Source organism: Acinetobacter sp. AOR34_HL, from assembly GCF_027854795.1.
In the GTDB taxonomy this organism is placed as follows: Bacteria; Pseudomonadota; Gammaproteobacteria; order Pseudomonadales; family Moraxellaceae; genus Acinetobacter; species Acinetobacter junii.
Window position 1 is genome coordinate 21,557 of the sequence record NZ_JAKTID010000006.1, and the last position, 16,711, is coordinate 38,267.

The following is a 16,711-nucleotide window of genomic DNA, read 5'->3' on the forward strand; positions in this document are numbered from 1 at the left end:
TTTTTTAAGTTTTAATATTTTTATATCGTTGTTTTATGCTTAAACATTTTTAATTGTGTGATGTAACATACATAAATCTAACTTTTTCAAGAAAAAAACCAACTGTTTTCATCGACTTTTTTTGATGAAAATATTCATCATTTTTTTGCTACAATAGATCTAATTTTTTATTCAATTTTAATCTTCTGTACTATGACTGACGCTCAATCTGCTCAAAATATCGCAACAACTTACGATCCAACCGAGATCGAAAAGAAGTGGTATCAAATCTGGGAACAAAACGGTTATTTCAAACCATCAGGTCAAGGTGAATCATTCTGTATCATGATTCCACCACCAAACGTTACGGGTAGCTTGCACATGGGTCATGGCTTTAACAATGCCATCATGGATGCACTGACTCGTTATAACCGTATGATGGGTAAAAATACCTTATGGCAACCTGGAACCGACCATGCGGGAATTGCAACGCAGATGGTTGTGGAGCGTCAACTTGGTCTACAAGGGATTAACCGTCATGACTTAGGTCGTGAAAAGTTCATCGACAAAGTTTGGGAATGGAAAGAACAATCAGGCGGAACAATTACACGTCAAATCCGTCGTTTAGGCTCATCAGTCGATTGGTCACGTGAACGCTTCACGATGGATGAAGGTTTATCCAATGCTGTAAAAGAAGTGTTTGTTAAACTTCACGAAGATGGTTTGATCTATCGTGGTAAGCGTTTGGTGAATTGGGATCCAAAACTACAAACTGCCCTGTCTGATCTTGAAGTTGAAAGCAAAGAAGAAAAAGGCTCGTTGTGGCACTTTAAATATTTCTTTGAAGACAAATCGCTTAAAACCAAAGATGGTAATGACTACCTTGTGGTTGCAACGACACGTCCTGAAACATTATTGGGCGATACAGCAGTTGCAGTACATCCTGAAGATGAACGCTATGCACACCTTATCGGTAAAAACATTGTTCTACCGATCACAGGTCGTTTAGTTCCAGTTGTTGCAGATGAATACGTTGAAAAAGACTTCGGTACAGGCTGTGTAAAAATCACACCTGCGCATGACTTCAATGACTATGAAGTAGGTAAACGTTGTGGTCTAGCGATTATCAATATCTTCAACAAAAATGCAGAGGTTTTGGCTGAGTTTGAATACATCGCTAGAGCGGGTGAGCAAATTTCACAACTACTTCCTGCGCCTGCTGACTATATCGGTTTAGAGCGTTTTGCAGCACGTAAGAAATTGGTTGAACAAGCTGAGGCTGAAGGCTGGTTAGATCAAATTCAACCTTATGATTTAAAAGCACCACGCGGTGACCGTTCAGGTGTGATCGTTGAACCATTATTGACAGACCAATGGTATGTGAAAATTGCACCACTTGCTGAGCCTGCAATTGAAGCAGTTCAAGATGGTCGTATCAAATTTGTTCCTGAGCAATACACCAACATGTATATGTCTTGGATGCGTGATATTCAAGATTGGTGTATCTCTCGTCAACTCTGGTGGGGTCACCGTATCCCTGCTTGGTATGATGCAGAAGGCAACATTTACGTGGGTCGCAACGAAGAAGAAGTTCGTAGCAAGAACAACATCGCTGCTGATGTAGAACTTAAACAAGACGAAGATGTTTTGGACACATGGTTCTCATCTGCGCTGTGGACATTCTCAACTTTAGGTTGGACTGGCGACGCACAAAAAGATGCAGCGAATGATTTCCTTAAAACCTTCCATCCAACAGATGTGTTGGTGACTGGTTTTGACATTATCTTCTTCTGGGTTGCACGTATGATCATGATGACCATGCACTTCATGAAGAATGAAGATGGTTCATCACAAGTTCCATTCAAGACGGTTTACGTTCACGGCTTAGTACGTGATGGTGAAGGTCAGAAAATGTCGAAGTCTAAGGGTAACGTCCTTGATCCATTAGATTTGATCGACGGTATTGATTTAGAAAGCCTAGTTGCGAAACGTACAACGGGCTTAATGAATCCAAAAGATGCTGCGAAGATTGAGAAATCAACTCGTAAAGAATTCCCAGAGGGCATCAATGCTTATGGTACGGACGCAGTACGTTTCACCTTCTGTGCGCTTGCAAACACAGGTCGTGACATCAAGTTCGACTTAAAACGTGTTGAAGGCTACCGTAACTTCTGTAACAAGATTTGGAACGCAACTCGTTTCGTTCTGATGAATGTTGAAGGTCAAACTGTTGGTCAAGAAGCACGCCCTGATCTTTGGGAACTTCCAGAACAGTGGATCATCAGCCGTTTGCAAAAAGCAGAAGCTGCGGTACATCAAGCATTTGCAACATATCGTTTAGACCTTGCAGCACAAGCAATCTATGACTTTATTTGGAATGAATACTGTGACTGGTACGTTGAGTTGACTAAGCCTGTTCTGAATGATGCGAATGTATCTGAGGAGCGTAAAGCTGAGGTTCGTCGCGTACTACTTGCCGTGATGGAAGCATCTTTACGTTTGGCTCATCCGTTAATGCCGTATTTGACAGAAGAAATCTGGCAGACCCTTGCGCCAATGTTAGGCAAAGGTGGTGCAACGATTATGACTGCACAATACCCAGTTCCTGAACAAGCGAAGATCAATGATCAAGCTGAAGCAGATATGCAGTGGTTACAAGGTTTGATCGGTGCGGTGCGTAACATCCGTGGTGAAATGGGCTTAGGTAATGCACGTTTATTACCTGTATTGCTCAAGAATATTTCTGATGCTGAACGTGAACAAATCATCCGTATCGAAGCGTTATTCAAAGCACTCGCAAAAGTTGAAAGCATTGAGTTCTTGACCAATGAGCAAGAGCCACCACTTTCATGCTCTAGCGTTGTAAGCCATGCATCTGTATTTGTACCAATGAAAGGCTTGATTGATCCTAAAGCGGAATTGGGTCGTTTGCAGAAGGACTTGGATAAGGTTCAAAAGCAACATGATCAAATTGCCAATAAACTTTCAAATGAAGGTTTTGTTGCTAAAGCACCAGCAGCGGTTGTTGAAGGTGAAAAAGTGAAATTGGCTGAATTTGCTGATCAGTTAAGTAAAATTAAAGCAAGTATGGAGCAAATTGCTGCGCTGTAAGCTGTATTTTGATTAAAAAAATCCCCTCGAATGAGGGGTTTTTTTATTTTTTCTGATCTAAGTAGTTATTAAAGATATTAAAATGTCCTTTAATCTGTCTTTTGATATTTTTTGAACCAAACTCGTTAGCTACTCGATATACATAGCTCACATAGTTTCTAGAGCCAATATATGTAAATCTTGTAAATAAGGTTCTCATATAAATATCATGATTATTATGTTTATTCGTCCTCTCTAACTTCCGATAATGAGCACTTCTCATACGAATAGCTTTTCTTAGCTTATAATGGAACTTTGACAACCCCGTTTCTCTTAAAAATACATTTTCCCCATCATATAAGACCCCTAAATATTGCAATTTTTCAGGAAAATTAAAACCTCTAGAGTTTGTTTTCTCAACAACACCATCCTTGAAAGTAATTTTTTGAGTCTTTTTATGATTAAGCTTCAGATTAATTTTTTCAATTTCGAAAAAAATTTTTAAGACTGTATTTAAAGTACTATCATTAGAGTTATCAAAGATAAATATCATATCATCACAATATCTAAAATAATTACCATTCACTTCCCTCATCAAACTTAAAATTAAAGCATCAAAGTTCATCATGTAAATATTAGAAAGCATCCCACTTAATGGGGAACCCTGAGGAATACCTTTTTTAGTTTTATTGACATGAATTAATCCCTCAGCTCTCACTTTCTCTCTAAATGTTTTAATATCACAAAGTCTTTCTAATCTTTTATGTAATCTTCTAGAGTTTAAGGATAGATCCAACTTTTTATAAAGAGCTTTTTTTTCTACATATGAAAACTCTGTTAAAGATTTATACACCTTAAAGTGATCTAATGGTAGACAATCAGAACCAATTAAATTACACCAATTTTCTTTCAATATATCATGATCCAAATTGTCAAAGAAACCTGAAATATCAAAACATAAGACTGTACAATTCTTCTTAACATCTATAGTTTCAAAAACTTCTTTTGCAAAATGTATATTGCATAGAGAAAATTTCTTACCTCTAAAATCAATTTTACTTATTTTTCGAAAAGCAATAACTGAATTTTCCAAACCTTTTTCAGTTAAAAACCTCTCATAATGATTTTCTAAAATTTTAGAATAGTAGGCATATATATTACCATCCATATGGCATGGAAAGTTAATTAATCTTTCTTTACCTTTGAAATCATTTTTTGTAATTTTATTTTTTTAGAGTTTTTTCTATAAATTTTATTTTCATTCAGGACATAACTAATTGTCGGAAGAAAAGCATGTTTTTCTATATTTCTAACATCCTTTACGTAGTCAAAGACTATTGAATTATTAACTTTTTTATCAAAATGTAAGTAGTTTCTTGTTTTATTTCTTTTTTTAAAAAAATCTAAATCTATATTTTTCATTGAATATTGCCAACTTCAGGGGGTTAGAGTCGCTGCTATCTGTTTTCTCTAAAAAAAGAATCCCCCCTAAAGTCTACCGAGAAATTAAATACCAAAACAATTAATTCCCCCTCCTTTTCAGTGCAGCTAAAACATATAGAAGGAGTTATGATAGTATGATAAATATACCCATAGTTAGTACGATACTTCACATATTGATGTGCTGTATTGAACAATCCACCATAGAAATCTGGACAAATCTTTCAATATTGATAGATTTGTTAAGATTTATATTTACATCCATTTCCTCTCAAGCAATTAAATGAAACTCTTGAAAGCAAAAGTATTATACAAAATAAATAAGACTACTCAATAAAATAATTTATCTTTTGAATATTTATAATTTTAGAGAAAAATTACCTCAAACAGGCATTAAAATTTAATAGAAGGTGTTTTTTATGAATTAAAAGTTTTTTAAACCTATAAAACCCCATGCACTAACAACATCTCCACCCCACTCACCTTTTTCATATGCTTTAAACGTTCTTTTTCCCATTTCAACTGCTGCTTTAACTCAGCAAAATCCATATCTATGGCTTTATACACATCGCTGATATGCAGATGCTCGGCTTTAACTTTCTTTGCTAACTGAAAAGAATCTAAAATTTCTTCGATTTGACTTTCAAGCTGCTGACTTTGTGCATCCAAAGCCAGTTTATAAAACTTCACTTGCTCCGTAGATAACTCTTTAGACCCTACACCCTTATTCTGTTCAAGCTCTAACTGGAGTTTCAACAAATAAAACAAATCCTGCTGTTCATAAGCCTGACTGGCTTGTTGGAACAATTCGGTTTTTTCTGCTTTCTTAGTTTCATCTTGCTCACGGTCAGGATGAATCATGGCAGCTATTTTTAAATACACCGTTTTAAGTGACTGTGCTGCTAGTTGCTCAGCTTGTTCACGTTTTTGTTGCTGTCGTAGCTGTTTGGCTTTTTCTCTTGCTTGTTGTTGTTCTGCCGCATATTGCTCAAAGTCGTCTTCTTGTTCACTCCTTTGTTCTGCATGTTGCTCGATGCTCTGCTCAGAGGATGCTTGATACTCGAAATTTTCTGACTGTACTTTTTTAAGCTTTTTAACAGATTGTTGAGTATGTTGCTGATAAACGGTGTCGATCTGCTGCACAAGAGTGAGCTGTTCTTCATTCAACATTTGTGAGCGTTTCAACATACGGGCAAGTTGTGCGATTTTTTCATCGAGTTGTTGTAAGTCGGTTTTGGAAAATGTATGCGATTGCAACAAGTGCCAAAGTTGCTCTAATTGTAGAAACAATACCTCGTGTAGTTCACGGTAGACTGGCATGAGCTTCTGTCGGGTATGCTGTTGAATCTCGTCTTGTGCATTTTTCCATGTGGCGAGACTGATTTTTTGCTGTTCAATTTGAGCAATTAATAGATTGAGTTTTTTCTGCTGTGCAGATGGTTCAGACCTTTGTTTGAAACTAACTTTGAGATCAAAGGACATATTCATCCACCTGAAAAATAAAAATTGTAGCAACAATCACTATTGGAAAGTAGCAGCTTGTCTTTTGCATGATGATTAGCAAGTATAACGCCTCCACACTAAAATCAATTAAACAAATAACATCCGCTAAAATGCTGCTATTTAGGTCTACACCTTTAAATTTCTGTGCTATTTTTAATCAAAATGCACCACTTTTCATCAAAATTACAATTTAATTTCTAAATTGGTGCGTTTTTTGCTTATCAAAATACAGAGAAATGAGCATTTTTAAGATTGCTCTAGTTTTTAGATTTACTAAATCTATTTTGGTGCAAAAAACGAATCAAATACTTGCACCAAAATAAAATTTAGCACTTTTTTTGAGCACCACTATGCAAAACGTAGATCTATTTTTCTTACTGCTCGGTGCAGTACTGGTTTTGGCAATGCACGCAGGCTTTGCATTTTTAGAGCTAGGCACCGTTCGTCACAAAAACCAAGTCAATGCACTCAGTAAAATTCTGACTGACTTTGCAATTTCCGCAATTGCCTACTTCTTTGTTGGTTATTGGATTGCCTACGGACAAAACTTTTTTCATGCAGGCGAAGTTTTAGCTGCTGATCATGGTTATAACCTGATGCGTTGCTTCTTCTTATTGACCTTTGCTGCTGCTATTCCAGCGATTGTCTCTGGGGGAATTGCTGAACGTGCCAAAATGCGTTCACAAGCGATCGCAACTTTACTTTTAGTTGCCCTGATCTACCCGTTCTTTGAGGGGATGATTTGGAATGGTAACTATGGTTTCCAAAAATGGCTTGAAAGCTCTTTTGGTGCAACTTTCCATGATTTCGCTGGTTCTGTAGTTGTACACGCAATGGGTGGATGGATTGCCTTAGCTGCGGTGATCTTGTTAGGTGCGCGTAATGGTCGTTATAAAAATGACGGTCGTGTAAGTGCTCACCCTCCTTCATCTATTCCATTCCTAGCTTTGGGTTCATGGATTCTGATCGTAGGTTGGTTTGGCTTCAACGTAATGAGTGCTCAACGTGTTGATGCTATCTCTGGCTTAGTTGCGATCAACTCATTAATGGCGATGGTTGGTGGTACTTTGGCAGCAAACTTTATGGGTAAAAATGACCCAGGCTTCTTGCACAATGGTCCTTTAGCTGGTTTAGTAGCGATCTGTGCTGGCTCTGACATCGTGCATCCTATTGGTGCATTGGTTATTGGTGGAGCTGCTGGTGGCATGTTCGTGTATCTATTTACTTACACGCAAAACAAACTCAAAGTTGATGATGTCTTGGGGGTTTGGCCATTACATGGTGTCTGTGGTGCTTTTGGTGGTATTGCAGCAGGTATCTTTGGTCAGCAAGCGCTTGGCGGTTTAGGTGGAGTATCGATTATTTCTCAAATCATCGGAACTGGCTTAGGTGTTGCTATCGCATTGGTAGGTGGTTTTGTCATATATGGTATTTTGAAAGTCACTATGGGCATCCGTTTGTCTCAAGAGGATGAGTATCGTGGTGCTGACCTTTCGATTCATAAGATTTCAGCGAATTCTGAAGAATCAATGTTTTAAGTTTTATTGTTTTATGCGGCGGAAACGCCGCTTTTTTTATGTCAATTTTAAGAGCTGTTTAAGATTAAAACAGTTTAATAAATCATAGATTGTTTACTTTTCGACGTTTAATCCTATGATTATTAAAACGCCATTTTTTCTACTGACAAGTTTCTTGCTTTTAATCAGTTTTTTTATTTTGTGGTGGGTCTTTCCTGTAGGGGGCAGCATAGATATGTACTTAATCCAGCCTTGGGTGGGTACATTTGGTGATTTTGCGCTAAAAGGCGATTGGTATCTAGCAAAACTCAATCACACCTATGTCAAAAAGGTTTTAACGCTGGTCTACATTAGTTTCTTCTTCTTATGGATAGCCTCTTTCAAAGTTGAAAAACTCAAAGCAAACCGCTGGAAATATGGCTATATGTTTTGGGTCAGCATGTTATGTACTTGTGTGATCGGGCTAATCAAAGCAAATGCTGCTCATGCTTGTCCTTGGGCGATGACGACTGCAACAACCACAGGCTTCACATGGGATTTTTCTGCTACAGCAGGACATTGTTTTCCTGGTGGACATGCTAGTACAGGCTTTGCACTGGTAACAGGTTATTTTGTCTATCGACTCGATGAACAAAAACGAGCATGGTTTTATTTATTTGCAGGTATCCTACTTGGTTTTGCGATGGGATGGGCACAGATGATGCGTGGTGCTCATTTTCTCAGCCATAATTTATGGACAGCGTGGATCTGTTTTGCAATCAATCTTGTTGTCTATGCTTTAACCTACCAACGCCATCTCATACGCTCGAACATAATTGATACTCCGAAAGTTTTGCCTGATGTGGTAAAGTGATTACTCAAACACCCTTATACAATCACCTAATTATAGTTTGCTGCGAATGGATGACTTTCAGACTTTTTTAGACAATACCTTAAAAACCCAACAAGCATCTATTCAGGCTTATAAGCTCGATACTGGTAAAGTATGGTTAAAAAAAGCATCTGAACGTCATGGTCTATGGTTATATACGCCATTGAAATGGCTTGCCAAGATTTTCAATCTTGGTGCCATTATGCCTGTCCCGAATCAAGGTGGCGCGGCGGCGATTCGATGTGAATATCAGCGTATTCAACAGCTCAAACAACTTGGTGTATCAACACCTAATGTGCTTGCTCATTCTGACAAAGGGATTTTACTGGAAGATATTGGCGCTCAACATCAAAGTAAAGTTAAACAATTAGACCAAGCACTTGCATACTGCAAAGATGATTTAGCAGCTAAAACCACTTTATTTACCCAAGCGATTCAAGCCGTTCAATATGTTCATTTGCAAGGTGGTTATTTAAGCGAAGCTTTTGCACGTAATATTTTAGTCGATCAAGAAAGACATTTTAGTTTTATTGATTTCGAAACTGATCCTGCATCCGTGCTCAGCTTGCACGATTGTTTTGTCCGTGATTGGATTTTATATATTTTCTCGACGGCCTATCATTTCGAATTTGAACAGCTTAATGATGCAAGCTATATCCTTTACCAAGCTCTACTCGCTGAACCACAAGTGTATAAAGACATTTGTAAAGTTGGAAAACGCTTAAACTGGGTGCTCAGACTCAACGTAAACCGCGTTGGCAATGATGGTAAACGCATCCAAAAATGTGTGTTGTTTCTTCGTTATCTTCGAGAGCATGCAGAAAGCGATGCTTAAATCAAAGTGACTTAGTGATGATTTAAGATTTTAGGTAAGCGCACTAAAACAGATAAGCCCCCCAAATCAATACTACGAGACAGTTGCAGCGTACCGCCTAAACGTTGAATAGCTTTATCAACGATGGAAAGCCCTAAGCCGCTGCCCACTTCTAAGTGGTGATGCACACGATAGAAACGTTTTAATACTTTATCGTAGTTTTCAGGGTCGATGCCAACACCACTGTCTTCAATTTGCACACATGCAAAATTGTCTTGGTCACTATAGACTGAAATATTAATGATGCCTTGATTAGGCGTATACTTAATCGCATTGTCGATCAAGTTAAAAATAATCGAATGAATCGTTGACTCCAAACTATTCATTTCAATCACATCATTACGCTCAAAACCCAAATCTATTTCTTTTTGCATGGCTAAGTTGACCAATTGCTCGACGCAATTAAGTGCAACATCATTCAAACGAAACTCCGTATTTGGCTCTATCAAATTTAAACCTACATCTTGTTTAGCCAATGCCAGTAATTGCGTCACCAGATGCTGAATCCTCGCCAATCCTTTACTTAGATTAATTAAGGCTTCGTGTTCAGGGAATTGACTCATTAAAATCTTGGTTTGTAGATTTAATGCCGTTACAGGTGTTCTGAGTTCATGTGCAGCATCTGCAATAAATTGCTTTTGTTCAGCTTGTGCCTGTTGGATTCGTCCAAACAAATGATTCATTTCTTCAATGGTTGGAATCAACTCTTGCGGATAATCTTGGCTATCAATCGGTGCTAAACCATCCGAATCTCGACTGCGCAATTCAGCCTTGAAGTCTTCTAAAGGTCTTAAACTGAGACTAATAATGAATGCTAAGATAATAATTGCGAAAGGCAGTAACAACACATATGGCACAAACATACTGCCTGCCAACTCCCAAGCGAAGTTCTTGCGTACCTGCTCTTGTTGGCTAACCTGAATTTGATAATCTTTTAACGGAATGACATAAACACGCCATTTTCCTTGTGGTGTTTCTTGCGTATAAAAACCAGCTTGCTTCACTGGTGGAATCAATAGATGCGTTTGATGCCATAAGTGACTTTGATCTTTGTACGCCCAAATATCGACCAGTAAATCTTCCTCGTGATAAGTCCGATGCAATTCGATTTTACTGGTGATGGTGGTTAAAGGCTGAGTAGTAGACCGTTCAGCCATATATTGCATTTGCGTATCGAGGATCTCATCAACTTCATGCAAAGCGATCTTATAAGCGGTGAAAATCAATAAACATCCAAGCAATAAACTGAAAACTGATGTCCCCCAGATTAATCTTTTCTTGAGGGAATATTGCTTGGATAACTTCATAATAATTATGCTTGTCCTAATCTATAGCCCAATCCACGAATAGTACGAATAAAGTCTTTACCCAACTTTGCTCGTAAATGATGGACATAGACTTCGATGGTATTACTCGTGACTTCACTGTCAAAATCATACAACTTATCTTCTAGATTTGCTTTAGAAAAAATCTTGTTGGGATGACTGACTAATGGAATCAAAATCGCCCACTCACGATTGGATAATTCAATCTGCTGCCCTTTAAAGGTCGCTAAATGTTGTTCCACATCTAGAACTAAATCACCACTTTTGAGCAATTGAGTTTGTTGTTTATATTGTGCATTCTCAGCACCGCCACGTCGTAACAAAGCATGAATACGTGCGAGTAATTCGTCGAATTCATAAGGCTTAATCAAATAATCGTCAGCACCTTGATTCAGTCCATCCACTCGATTTTGGAGTTGATCACGCGCTGAGATAATTAAAACAGGTATAGAAGATCGCTGACGAATCTGTCTTAAGATTTGCATCCCATCCATCAGAGGCAATCCTAGATCTAGCAGTACTAAGTCAAATGGTTGTTTGGTCAACATCGTTAAACCATCCACACCATTATTGACCCACTCTACTTCAAACTGATGATAGCGCAGTAAAGTCAAGGTTGACTCTGCGATCATAAAGTCATCTTCGATCATCAAGATTTTAGTCATGATTTCCTCATTCTTAGGAATTTGAACATGCAGACAGCATGTCATTTTGTGGCTCAATTACTTTCGTTTTGACATTCAGCAAGCTCAATAAAGTTGGGAATAAATTGTCTTGGCTTAATGCTTTAGTTTTTTGCTGTGTTAAACACTGTACTTGACGATTGGCTTGTTGCTTCCACGCATCAGAGAACCACATCAACATCGGTACATGTGTTTGCTGACTTGGTGCAATCGCATATGGTGCGCCATGAAGATACATACCACTTTCACCTGTTGATTCACCATGATCTGATAAATACCACAAACCTGTCTCATACTGCGTTGTATTTTTTAATGTTTCAATCAATGAATCTAACACATAGTCAGTGTACAACAAGGTATTGTCATAACTATTAATCAGTGCATCTTGACTACATCCTTGGATGGCATTGGTATCACAAGTTGGTTTAAAGACTTTGAACTGTGGCGGAACACGTTTGTAATACGCAGGTCCATGACTACCCATTTGATGTAAAACGATCAATCGAGGTTGCGTGTCATTTTTAGGAATAGTTGCGATATATGTTTTCAAACTATCAATTAAAAGATCGTCAAAACATTCACTTTCTTCACACCATTTCTGCTGGATAGGTTCAGGTATTTTAAACTGCTCAACTCGGTCACAAGCCCCCTTGCATCCAGAGTTATTATCAATCCAAGTGACTTTATAGCCAGCACGTTGTGCGATATCAAGTAAACCTTCTCGATGACTAGCAAGCCCTTCATCATAATCTTTACGAGGCATACCAGAGAACATACAGGGCACTGAAACCGCCGTTGCTGTACCACATGAACTTACTTGAGAGAAGTTAATAAGTTCTTGTTTTGATAATTTCGGGTTAGTATTTTTCGCATAACCATTTAAAGAAAAGTTTTCAGCACGAGCCGTCTCACCTACCACTAAAACCATCAATTTCGGACGAGTAGTATTGTCTTTTCCAAGTTTTGCATCAGTCCCATAAGTGACCAACGGTAAATTTTCTTTAGGCGCTTTCTTTTTATAATAAGATACAAAAGAAGCGATCATATTTTGTGGAGAGATCATCCCTTTTAAATCACGATTTTCACGAAAGATTGCTGCAAAATCCACGTAAAATACGAACAACAACCCACCCACCATCGCTAGTGATACGATCGTCGCCATGACCTTCTTCAACAACTGTTTCAAGATCGGTTCAGATTTCAGTTTTACGATCAATATGGCAATAATCGGTAATACGGTCATGCCCAGTGTCCAAGTGACCAAATGTATGGACCACGTATCTCTTGCTTCAGCGATATCTGTTTGCATCAAATTCTGAATCTGATCAGAAGTGATTAACACCCCTAATGTGCTGACAGCATATGAAGCAAATCCACCAATAAATACCATTGCGATTGCAACAGGCTTCGCTGTCCATTTCCAGTTCAAAAGTTGAAAAAGAAAGAAATACGCTGAGATAACAACTACAGCTGAAGCGGCTACGAACAACCCTGCTTTAATACCTGTATAAGGTGTAAGCGACTGAAGCTTTTCATAAAAGGCAAAATTTAAGAAAAGTCCTAACCAAATTGAAAGCAATAGGTTAAACGTGAGTAGCGAAATAGGCTTTGCCCTTAGTTTTTTCAGCAGCATAATCATCGTCACAATCGAAGAGATAATTTTGTATGCGACAAAGATAGAAGCTGAAACTTAAAAATCACTTAAAGCAACATGACTCATGCAAAAAACGCAGAATTTAACTTATAAAAATAACAATATTTATCATATAGATAAGAATTAATTAGAGTTAACAATAATCATTATTAAAAACCATATATTATATTTAAAATAAATGTCATTTGAGCCAATAAAAAAACACCCAATAAGAACCTTATGGGTGTTTTTAGAATTACATGGTTTAGAATTTGAATTCTAAACCTAGACCACCTACAGGTTGCTTGTCTTTTTTGTCCGCTTGCTCAAGCGTTAAATAGCCAGCATAACCATAAGTTTTTACTTGCTTACTAAATGCATAATCCGCACCTGCGATGACTTGTTTAGCTTTGAAGTCAGCACTGTTGTCTTTGAAACTGGTATCGTTTTGGCTGTATTGAGCTTTCACTGTCCAGTTTTTAGACTGTGGAATGTTATATTCAGCACCAACTAACCAACCTTGTGCATCATCAATATTTTTAGCTTTTGCAGCCCATTTAGTAGCATCACCCGCATCAGCATAAGAAGTTTCTTCAACTTCTGAACTTTGATAAAGTGCTTTAAGCGCTAAACCATCAATTGGATTTAATCGACCAATCGCACGAACTGTATTTGCAGCAGCAAACACAGATCCACCTGCAATTTCAGGATCAGATGCATTTAAAATACCTTTACCTAAGAACGTACTTGGGATCGCTTTGTCATAACCAAGACCCGCAACAAAAAGTGGGTTTTCATAAGTTACCGAAGCTGACCAAGCATCACCTAAACCTTGACCTTCAACTTTGGCACCACCACTGCTTTGCTTAATCCCAGTCGCCTCACCTGTTGCCAGTAAAGCATTAAATTTAAATGCACCATCAAGAACTTTGACTGCAGGTGACTCATAGATCACTACATTATCAATACGGTTTTCGCCAGTAAAAATCCCTGTTACATCTGCTTTGTTAGCAACATAGTTGTTGAAGGTATCTACAACACTAGAGAGTTGCTTGACTGGTGTGTCATGTTTACCGATTTTGACTGTACCCAACTTGCTGTCTTTTAAGCCAACAAAACGGTTACGTTGAGTCCAATCACTGCTGTCACCATCTGCACTGAATCCCCATTCAGCAGCATAAACAGCACTTAAACGCTCTGTTAATTTCTCATCACCTTTGAATCCGATAAAGGTGCTGTTCGAACTAATTTCCCAAACATCTTTGTTTGATTTTGTCGCATTTTTTTCTGGTAAATAATCAACACTCGCGTCGATTTCACCGTAGATTGTTGGTGCTGCAAAAGTAGAGGTTGCAAGTAAACCTAATACTGCTGCTGTTACAATTTTGATTTTCATTTTTGCCATCCTAGTTAAATTTGTAACAAATCCTACACATTAACTTTATATGACAAAACGATTAAAATCTTATTTATTTATTCCATTTTCGACTAAAGTTTAATTTTTAGCCGAGACTAACACCTTATCTTTTTTATTATATCCATACCAAAAAATATTTATTAGTCAGTGATTTACAATATTACCCATCATATTTCAAACTCAAGAAATAGAGCTAAAAAACAATTGAATGAAGATATACATTTATCGAAAAGCCGTAGATTCTCACATTAAAATTTTACAGTTTAATATCTATGGTTTATAAATTTGTAATCAACCTTGATTAATATTTACATATTTCTTCCAATTAAAAACTGGTAGCAAACAAATGAATGATATTAGAAAAATTACAGACAAATAATTGTAATATCCAAGCAAATCACCAAGTAATCCACTTAGTAAATATAATACACCACTGACTGTCGCCATAATTGAAACCTGCAAAGTAAAGTCAGTTCCCGCAAAGTGTTTACGGCTGTAACTCATAATTAAGCTGAGCATGACTACCAACAACATCGCGGAACATGCGTCCTCAAAGGCATTGATTACATATATTATAGAAGAATCAATTTTTTTATTATGTTCAAATACATAACCCAAATAAACATAGAAAAATAGACTTAGAATTTTTAACATAGAAAATATAATCAAGGCATATGCCTTAGACAGATATTTCAACACCCCCCCTGCAATTGCTGCGCCTAACAATGCAGCTACTGCACCTAAAATTGTAATATAAAGTCCAATTTGAGAAAAAGTTAAACCTAAATCAACAGCAAGTGGTTTTAATATAGGCCCTGTCAATCCATCAACAATCTTAAAAGTGATTAATACTAGCAACCATGCTTTTAACTGTGGAGACGAGCTAAAATAATGAAGATATTTTTTAATCACATCAATTTTTGAATGATTTGAGCTATTATTTGAATTTATCGATTTAATTCGTTCAGGTTCTTTATGAAATAAAATAGAAATGGTATTCAGGAATACTAAAACCGCCAACAATAAAAATGTTTTTTGCCAATATAACCAATCCAAGCACCAAAGTACGACACCACCACCGATGATAAACCCTAACCTAGAACCAATCACTTGAAAGGTATTACCCCAGTGTAATTGATCATTTTTAAGTAAATTAACAGCTAAAGCATCCGTCGCAATATCTTGTGTCGCACCTGTAAGATTTAAACATAACAGCAAAGTAAAGAAGATTAATAAATACAGAGGTTGATCAAGTGCATGAATTGGAAAAAAGGACAATATCACCAAAATAATGACACTAGCGAATTGAGTAGGAATAATCCAACTGCGATAGTGACCTAAATTCGAGATTGCATAACGATCAACATATGCAGCCCAAAAGATTTTGATCGACCACGGCAACATCAATAATCCAAAACCGCCAATATGTGCCAGAGATACACCTTGAGATCTTAAAATCACAGGTAAAGCATGTGTCATAAAACCGACAGGTAAACCTTGTGCCCAATACAACGAAAATAGCAATAAATAGATTTGACGAAGATTAGGCATGTAAGGCTGTTCCTAAAGTATTTCTTTGCAAGTTCAACTATCTAATCCTCTCAAAACCACCACAATAAAATCTCATTTTTTGCCAATGCGATGCAGATAGTGAGAGTTTAAGATGATTAAAGTTGTCATTATTTTTCTGAACCTATGTCACAACATTTTCCTGAATTACCGCCTCTAGTACCACAAAGAGGAACCAGTTACAGCCGTGCATTGTGTAAGAAACTCTTTCTAAGTCAAGGTTGGAAAGTGGTTGGTGAAATTCCAAACTTACCCAAAGCAGTCGCTATTATCTCACCACATACGTCTAATATTGATGGGTGGTACGGTTTTCTTGCGATTGGCGGTTTGGGGCTCAAGATTACGGTTCTAGGCAAAGATACACTATTTAAGCCTCCATTTAAGCCCCTTCTCAACTGGGCGGGATTAATCCCTGTGCATCGTGACAGTACCAATGGTTTGACTGAACAGGTCGTTGCGGAAATTCAAAAGTGCGATCGAATCTGGGTCGGAATGGCACCTGAAGGTACGCGTAAAAAAGCCGAAAAAATGAAAAGTGGTTTCTACCATATTGCACATGCAGCAGGTATTCCGATTGTGATGTTTTCTTTTGATTATGACCACAAAACGATTTACTGCTTAGGTGCCTTTACGCCAACAGGTCATTATCAACAAGATCTTGAAAAAATTATGGGTTTTTACCAAGGACATTTTTCTCCCAAAAATCCAAATTGGTTAGCAGAGCCATTACAAAAACTTGTGAAAAAAAACTAGAAAATCGAGGGCAAATCTGCTGAGATGTGCCCATCTTTTCGTCGATTTTATCTCCTT

The 16,711-nt window shown here is 37.5% G+C and carries 13 protein-coding genes; 5 read left to right on the forward strand and 8 right to left on the reverse strand.

Features of this window, described 5'->3' with window-relative positions; all coding sequences use genetic code 11:
- Positions 1-192 precede the first annotated feature (192 nt).
- Positions 193-3,090 (forward strand): valine--tRNA ligase, encoded by a 2,898-nt coding sequence (locus MKL32_RS00665; RefSeq protein ID WP_270900051.1) that lies wholly within the window; start codon positions 193-195, stop codon positions 3,088-3,090.
- Between the two features lie 43 nt (positions 3,091-3,133).
- Here the strand turns inward: MKL32_RS00665 and drt2 are convergent, their stop codons facing one another.
- The 3 genes from drt2 to MKL32_RS00680 form a co-directional block, all read right to left on the reverse strand.
- Entirely contained in the window at positions 3,134-4,237 is a 1,104-nt protein-coding gene (drt2, locus tag MKL32_RS00670; protein WP_270900052.1) for an antiviral reverse transcriptase Drt2, read from the reverse strand.
- Positions 4,238-4,254: 17 nt separating this feature from the next.
- Positions 4,255-4,491: a hypothetical protein gene (locus tag MKL32_RS00675; protein WP_270900053.1), complete on the reverse strand. Its 237-nt coding sequence runs from the start codon at positions 4,489-4,491 to the stop codon at positions 4,255-4,257.
- 459 nt (positions 4,492-4,950) lie between these two features.
- The gene (locus tag MKL32_RS00680; protein ID WP_270900054.1) at positions 4,951-5,991 is read right to left on the reverse strand and encodes a molecular chaperone DnaJ; all 1,041 of its coding nucleotides are present in this window, start codon (positions 5,989-5,991) and stop codon (positions 4,951-4,953) included.
- Between the two features lie 371 nt (positions 5,992-6,362).
- Between MKL32_RS00680 and MKL32_RS00685 the strand changes: the two genes are divergently transcribed.
- The 3 genes from MKL32_RS00685 to MKL32_RS00695 all read left to right on the forward strand — a co-directional run bounded on the left by MKL32_RS00685 (position 6,363) and on the right by MKL32_RS00695 (position 9,235).
- Positions 6,363-7,550 carry an ammonium transporter gene (locus tag MKL32_RS00685; RefSeq protein ID WP_042893565.1) on the forward strand — a complete coding sequence of 396 codons (1,188 nt, stop codon included), beginning with the start codon at positions 6,363-6,365 and terminating at the stop codon, positions 7,548-7,550.
- Between the two features lie 115 nt (positions 7,551-7,665).
- Positions 7,666-8,382, forward strand: a complete 717-nt coding sequence (locus MKL32_RS00690; protein ID WP_199955600.1) for a phosphatase PAP2 family protein — start codon at positions 7,666-7,668, stop codon at positions 8,380-8,382.
- A gap of 46 nt (positions 8,383-8,428) precedes the next feature.
- On the forward strand, positions 8,429-9,235 hold the full coding sequence (locus MKL32_RS00695; RefSeq protein ID WP_270900055.1) for a serine/threonine protein kinase: 807 nt from the start codon (positions 8,429-8,431) through the stop codon (positions 9,233-9,235).
- Positions 9,236-9,246: 11 nt separating this feature from the next.
- Here the strand turns inward: MKL32_RS00695 and MKL32_RS00700 are convergent, their stop codons facing one another.
- The 5 genes from MKL32_RS00700 to MKL32_RS00720 form a co-directional block, all read right to left on the reverse strand.
- A complete protein-coding gene (locus tag MKL32_RS00700) occupies positions 9,247-10,581 on the reverse strand; it encodes a sensor histidine kinase (RefSeq protein ID WP_125298508.1) in 1,335 nt (444 codons plus the stop codon).
- A gap of 5 nt (positions 10,582-10,586) precedes the next feature.
- Complete coding sequence (locus tag MKL32_RS00705) at positions 10,587-11,264, reverse strand: DNA-binding response regulator PmrA (protein ID WP_004950703.1); 678 nt, start codon at positions 11,262-11,264, stop codon at positions 10,587-10,589.
- A gap of 13 nt (positions 11,265-11,277) precedes the next feature.
- The gene (locus MKL32_RS00710) at positions 11,278-12,915 is read right to left on the reverse strand and encodes a phosphoethanolamine transferase (RefSeq protein WP_270900056.1); all 1,638 of its coding nucleotides are present in this window, start codon (positions 12,913-12,915) and stop codon (positions 11,278-11,280) included.
- 265 nt (positions 12,916-13,180) lie between these two features.
- Positions 13,181-14,311: a porin gene (locus MKL32_RS00715; protein ID WP_151814116.1), complete on the reverse strand. Its 1,131-nt coding sequence runs from the start codon at positions 14,309-14,311 to the stop codon at positions 13,181-13,183.
- Between the two features lie 312 nt (positions 14,312-14,623).
- Complete coding sequence (locus MKL32_RS00720; RefSeq protein ID WP_270900057.1) at positions 14,624-15,883, reverse strand: MFS transporter; 1,260 nt, start codon at positions 15,881-15,883, stop codon at positions 14,624-14,626.
- A gap of 144 nt (positions 15,884-16,027) precedes the next feature.
- Between MKL32_RS00720 and MKL32_RS00725 the strand changes: the two genes are divergently transcribed.
- Entirely contained in the window at positions 16,028-16,654 is a 627-nt protein-coding gene (locus MKL32_RS00725; RefSeq protein WP_004908496.1) for a lysophospholipid acyltransferase family protein, read from the forward strand.
- The last annotated feature ends 57 nt before the right edge of the window (positions 16,655-16,711 follow it).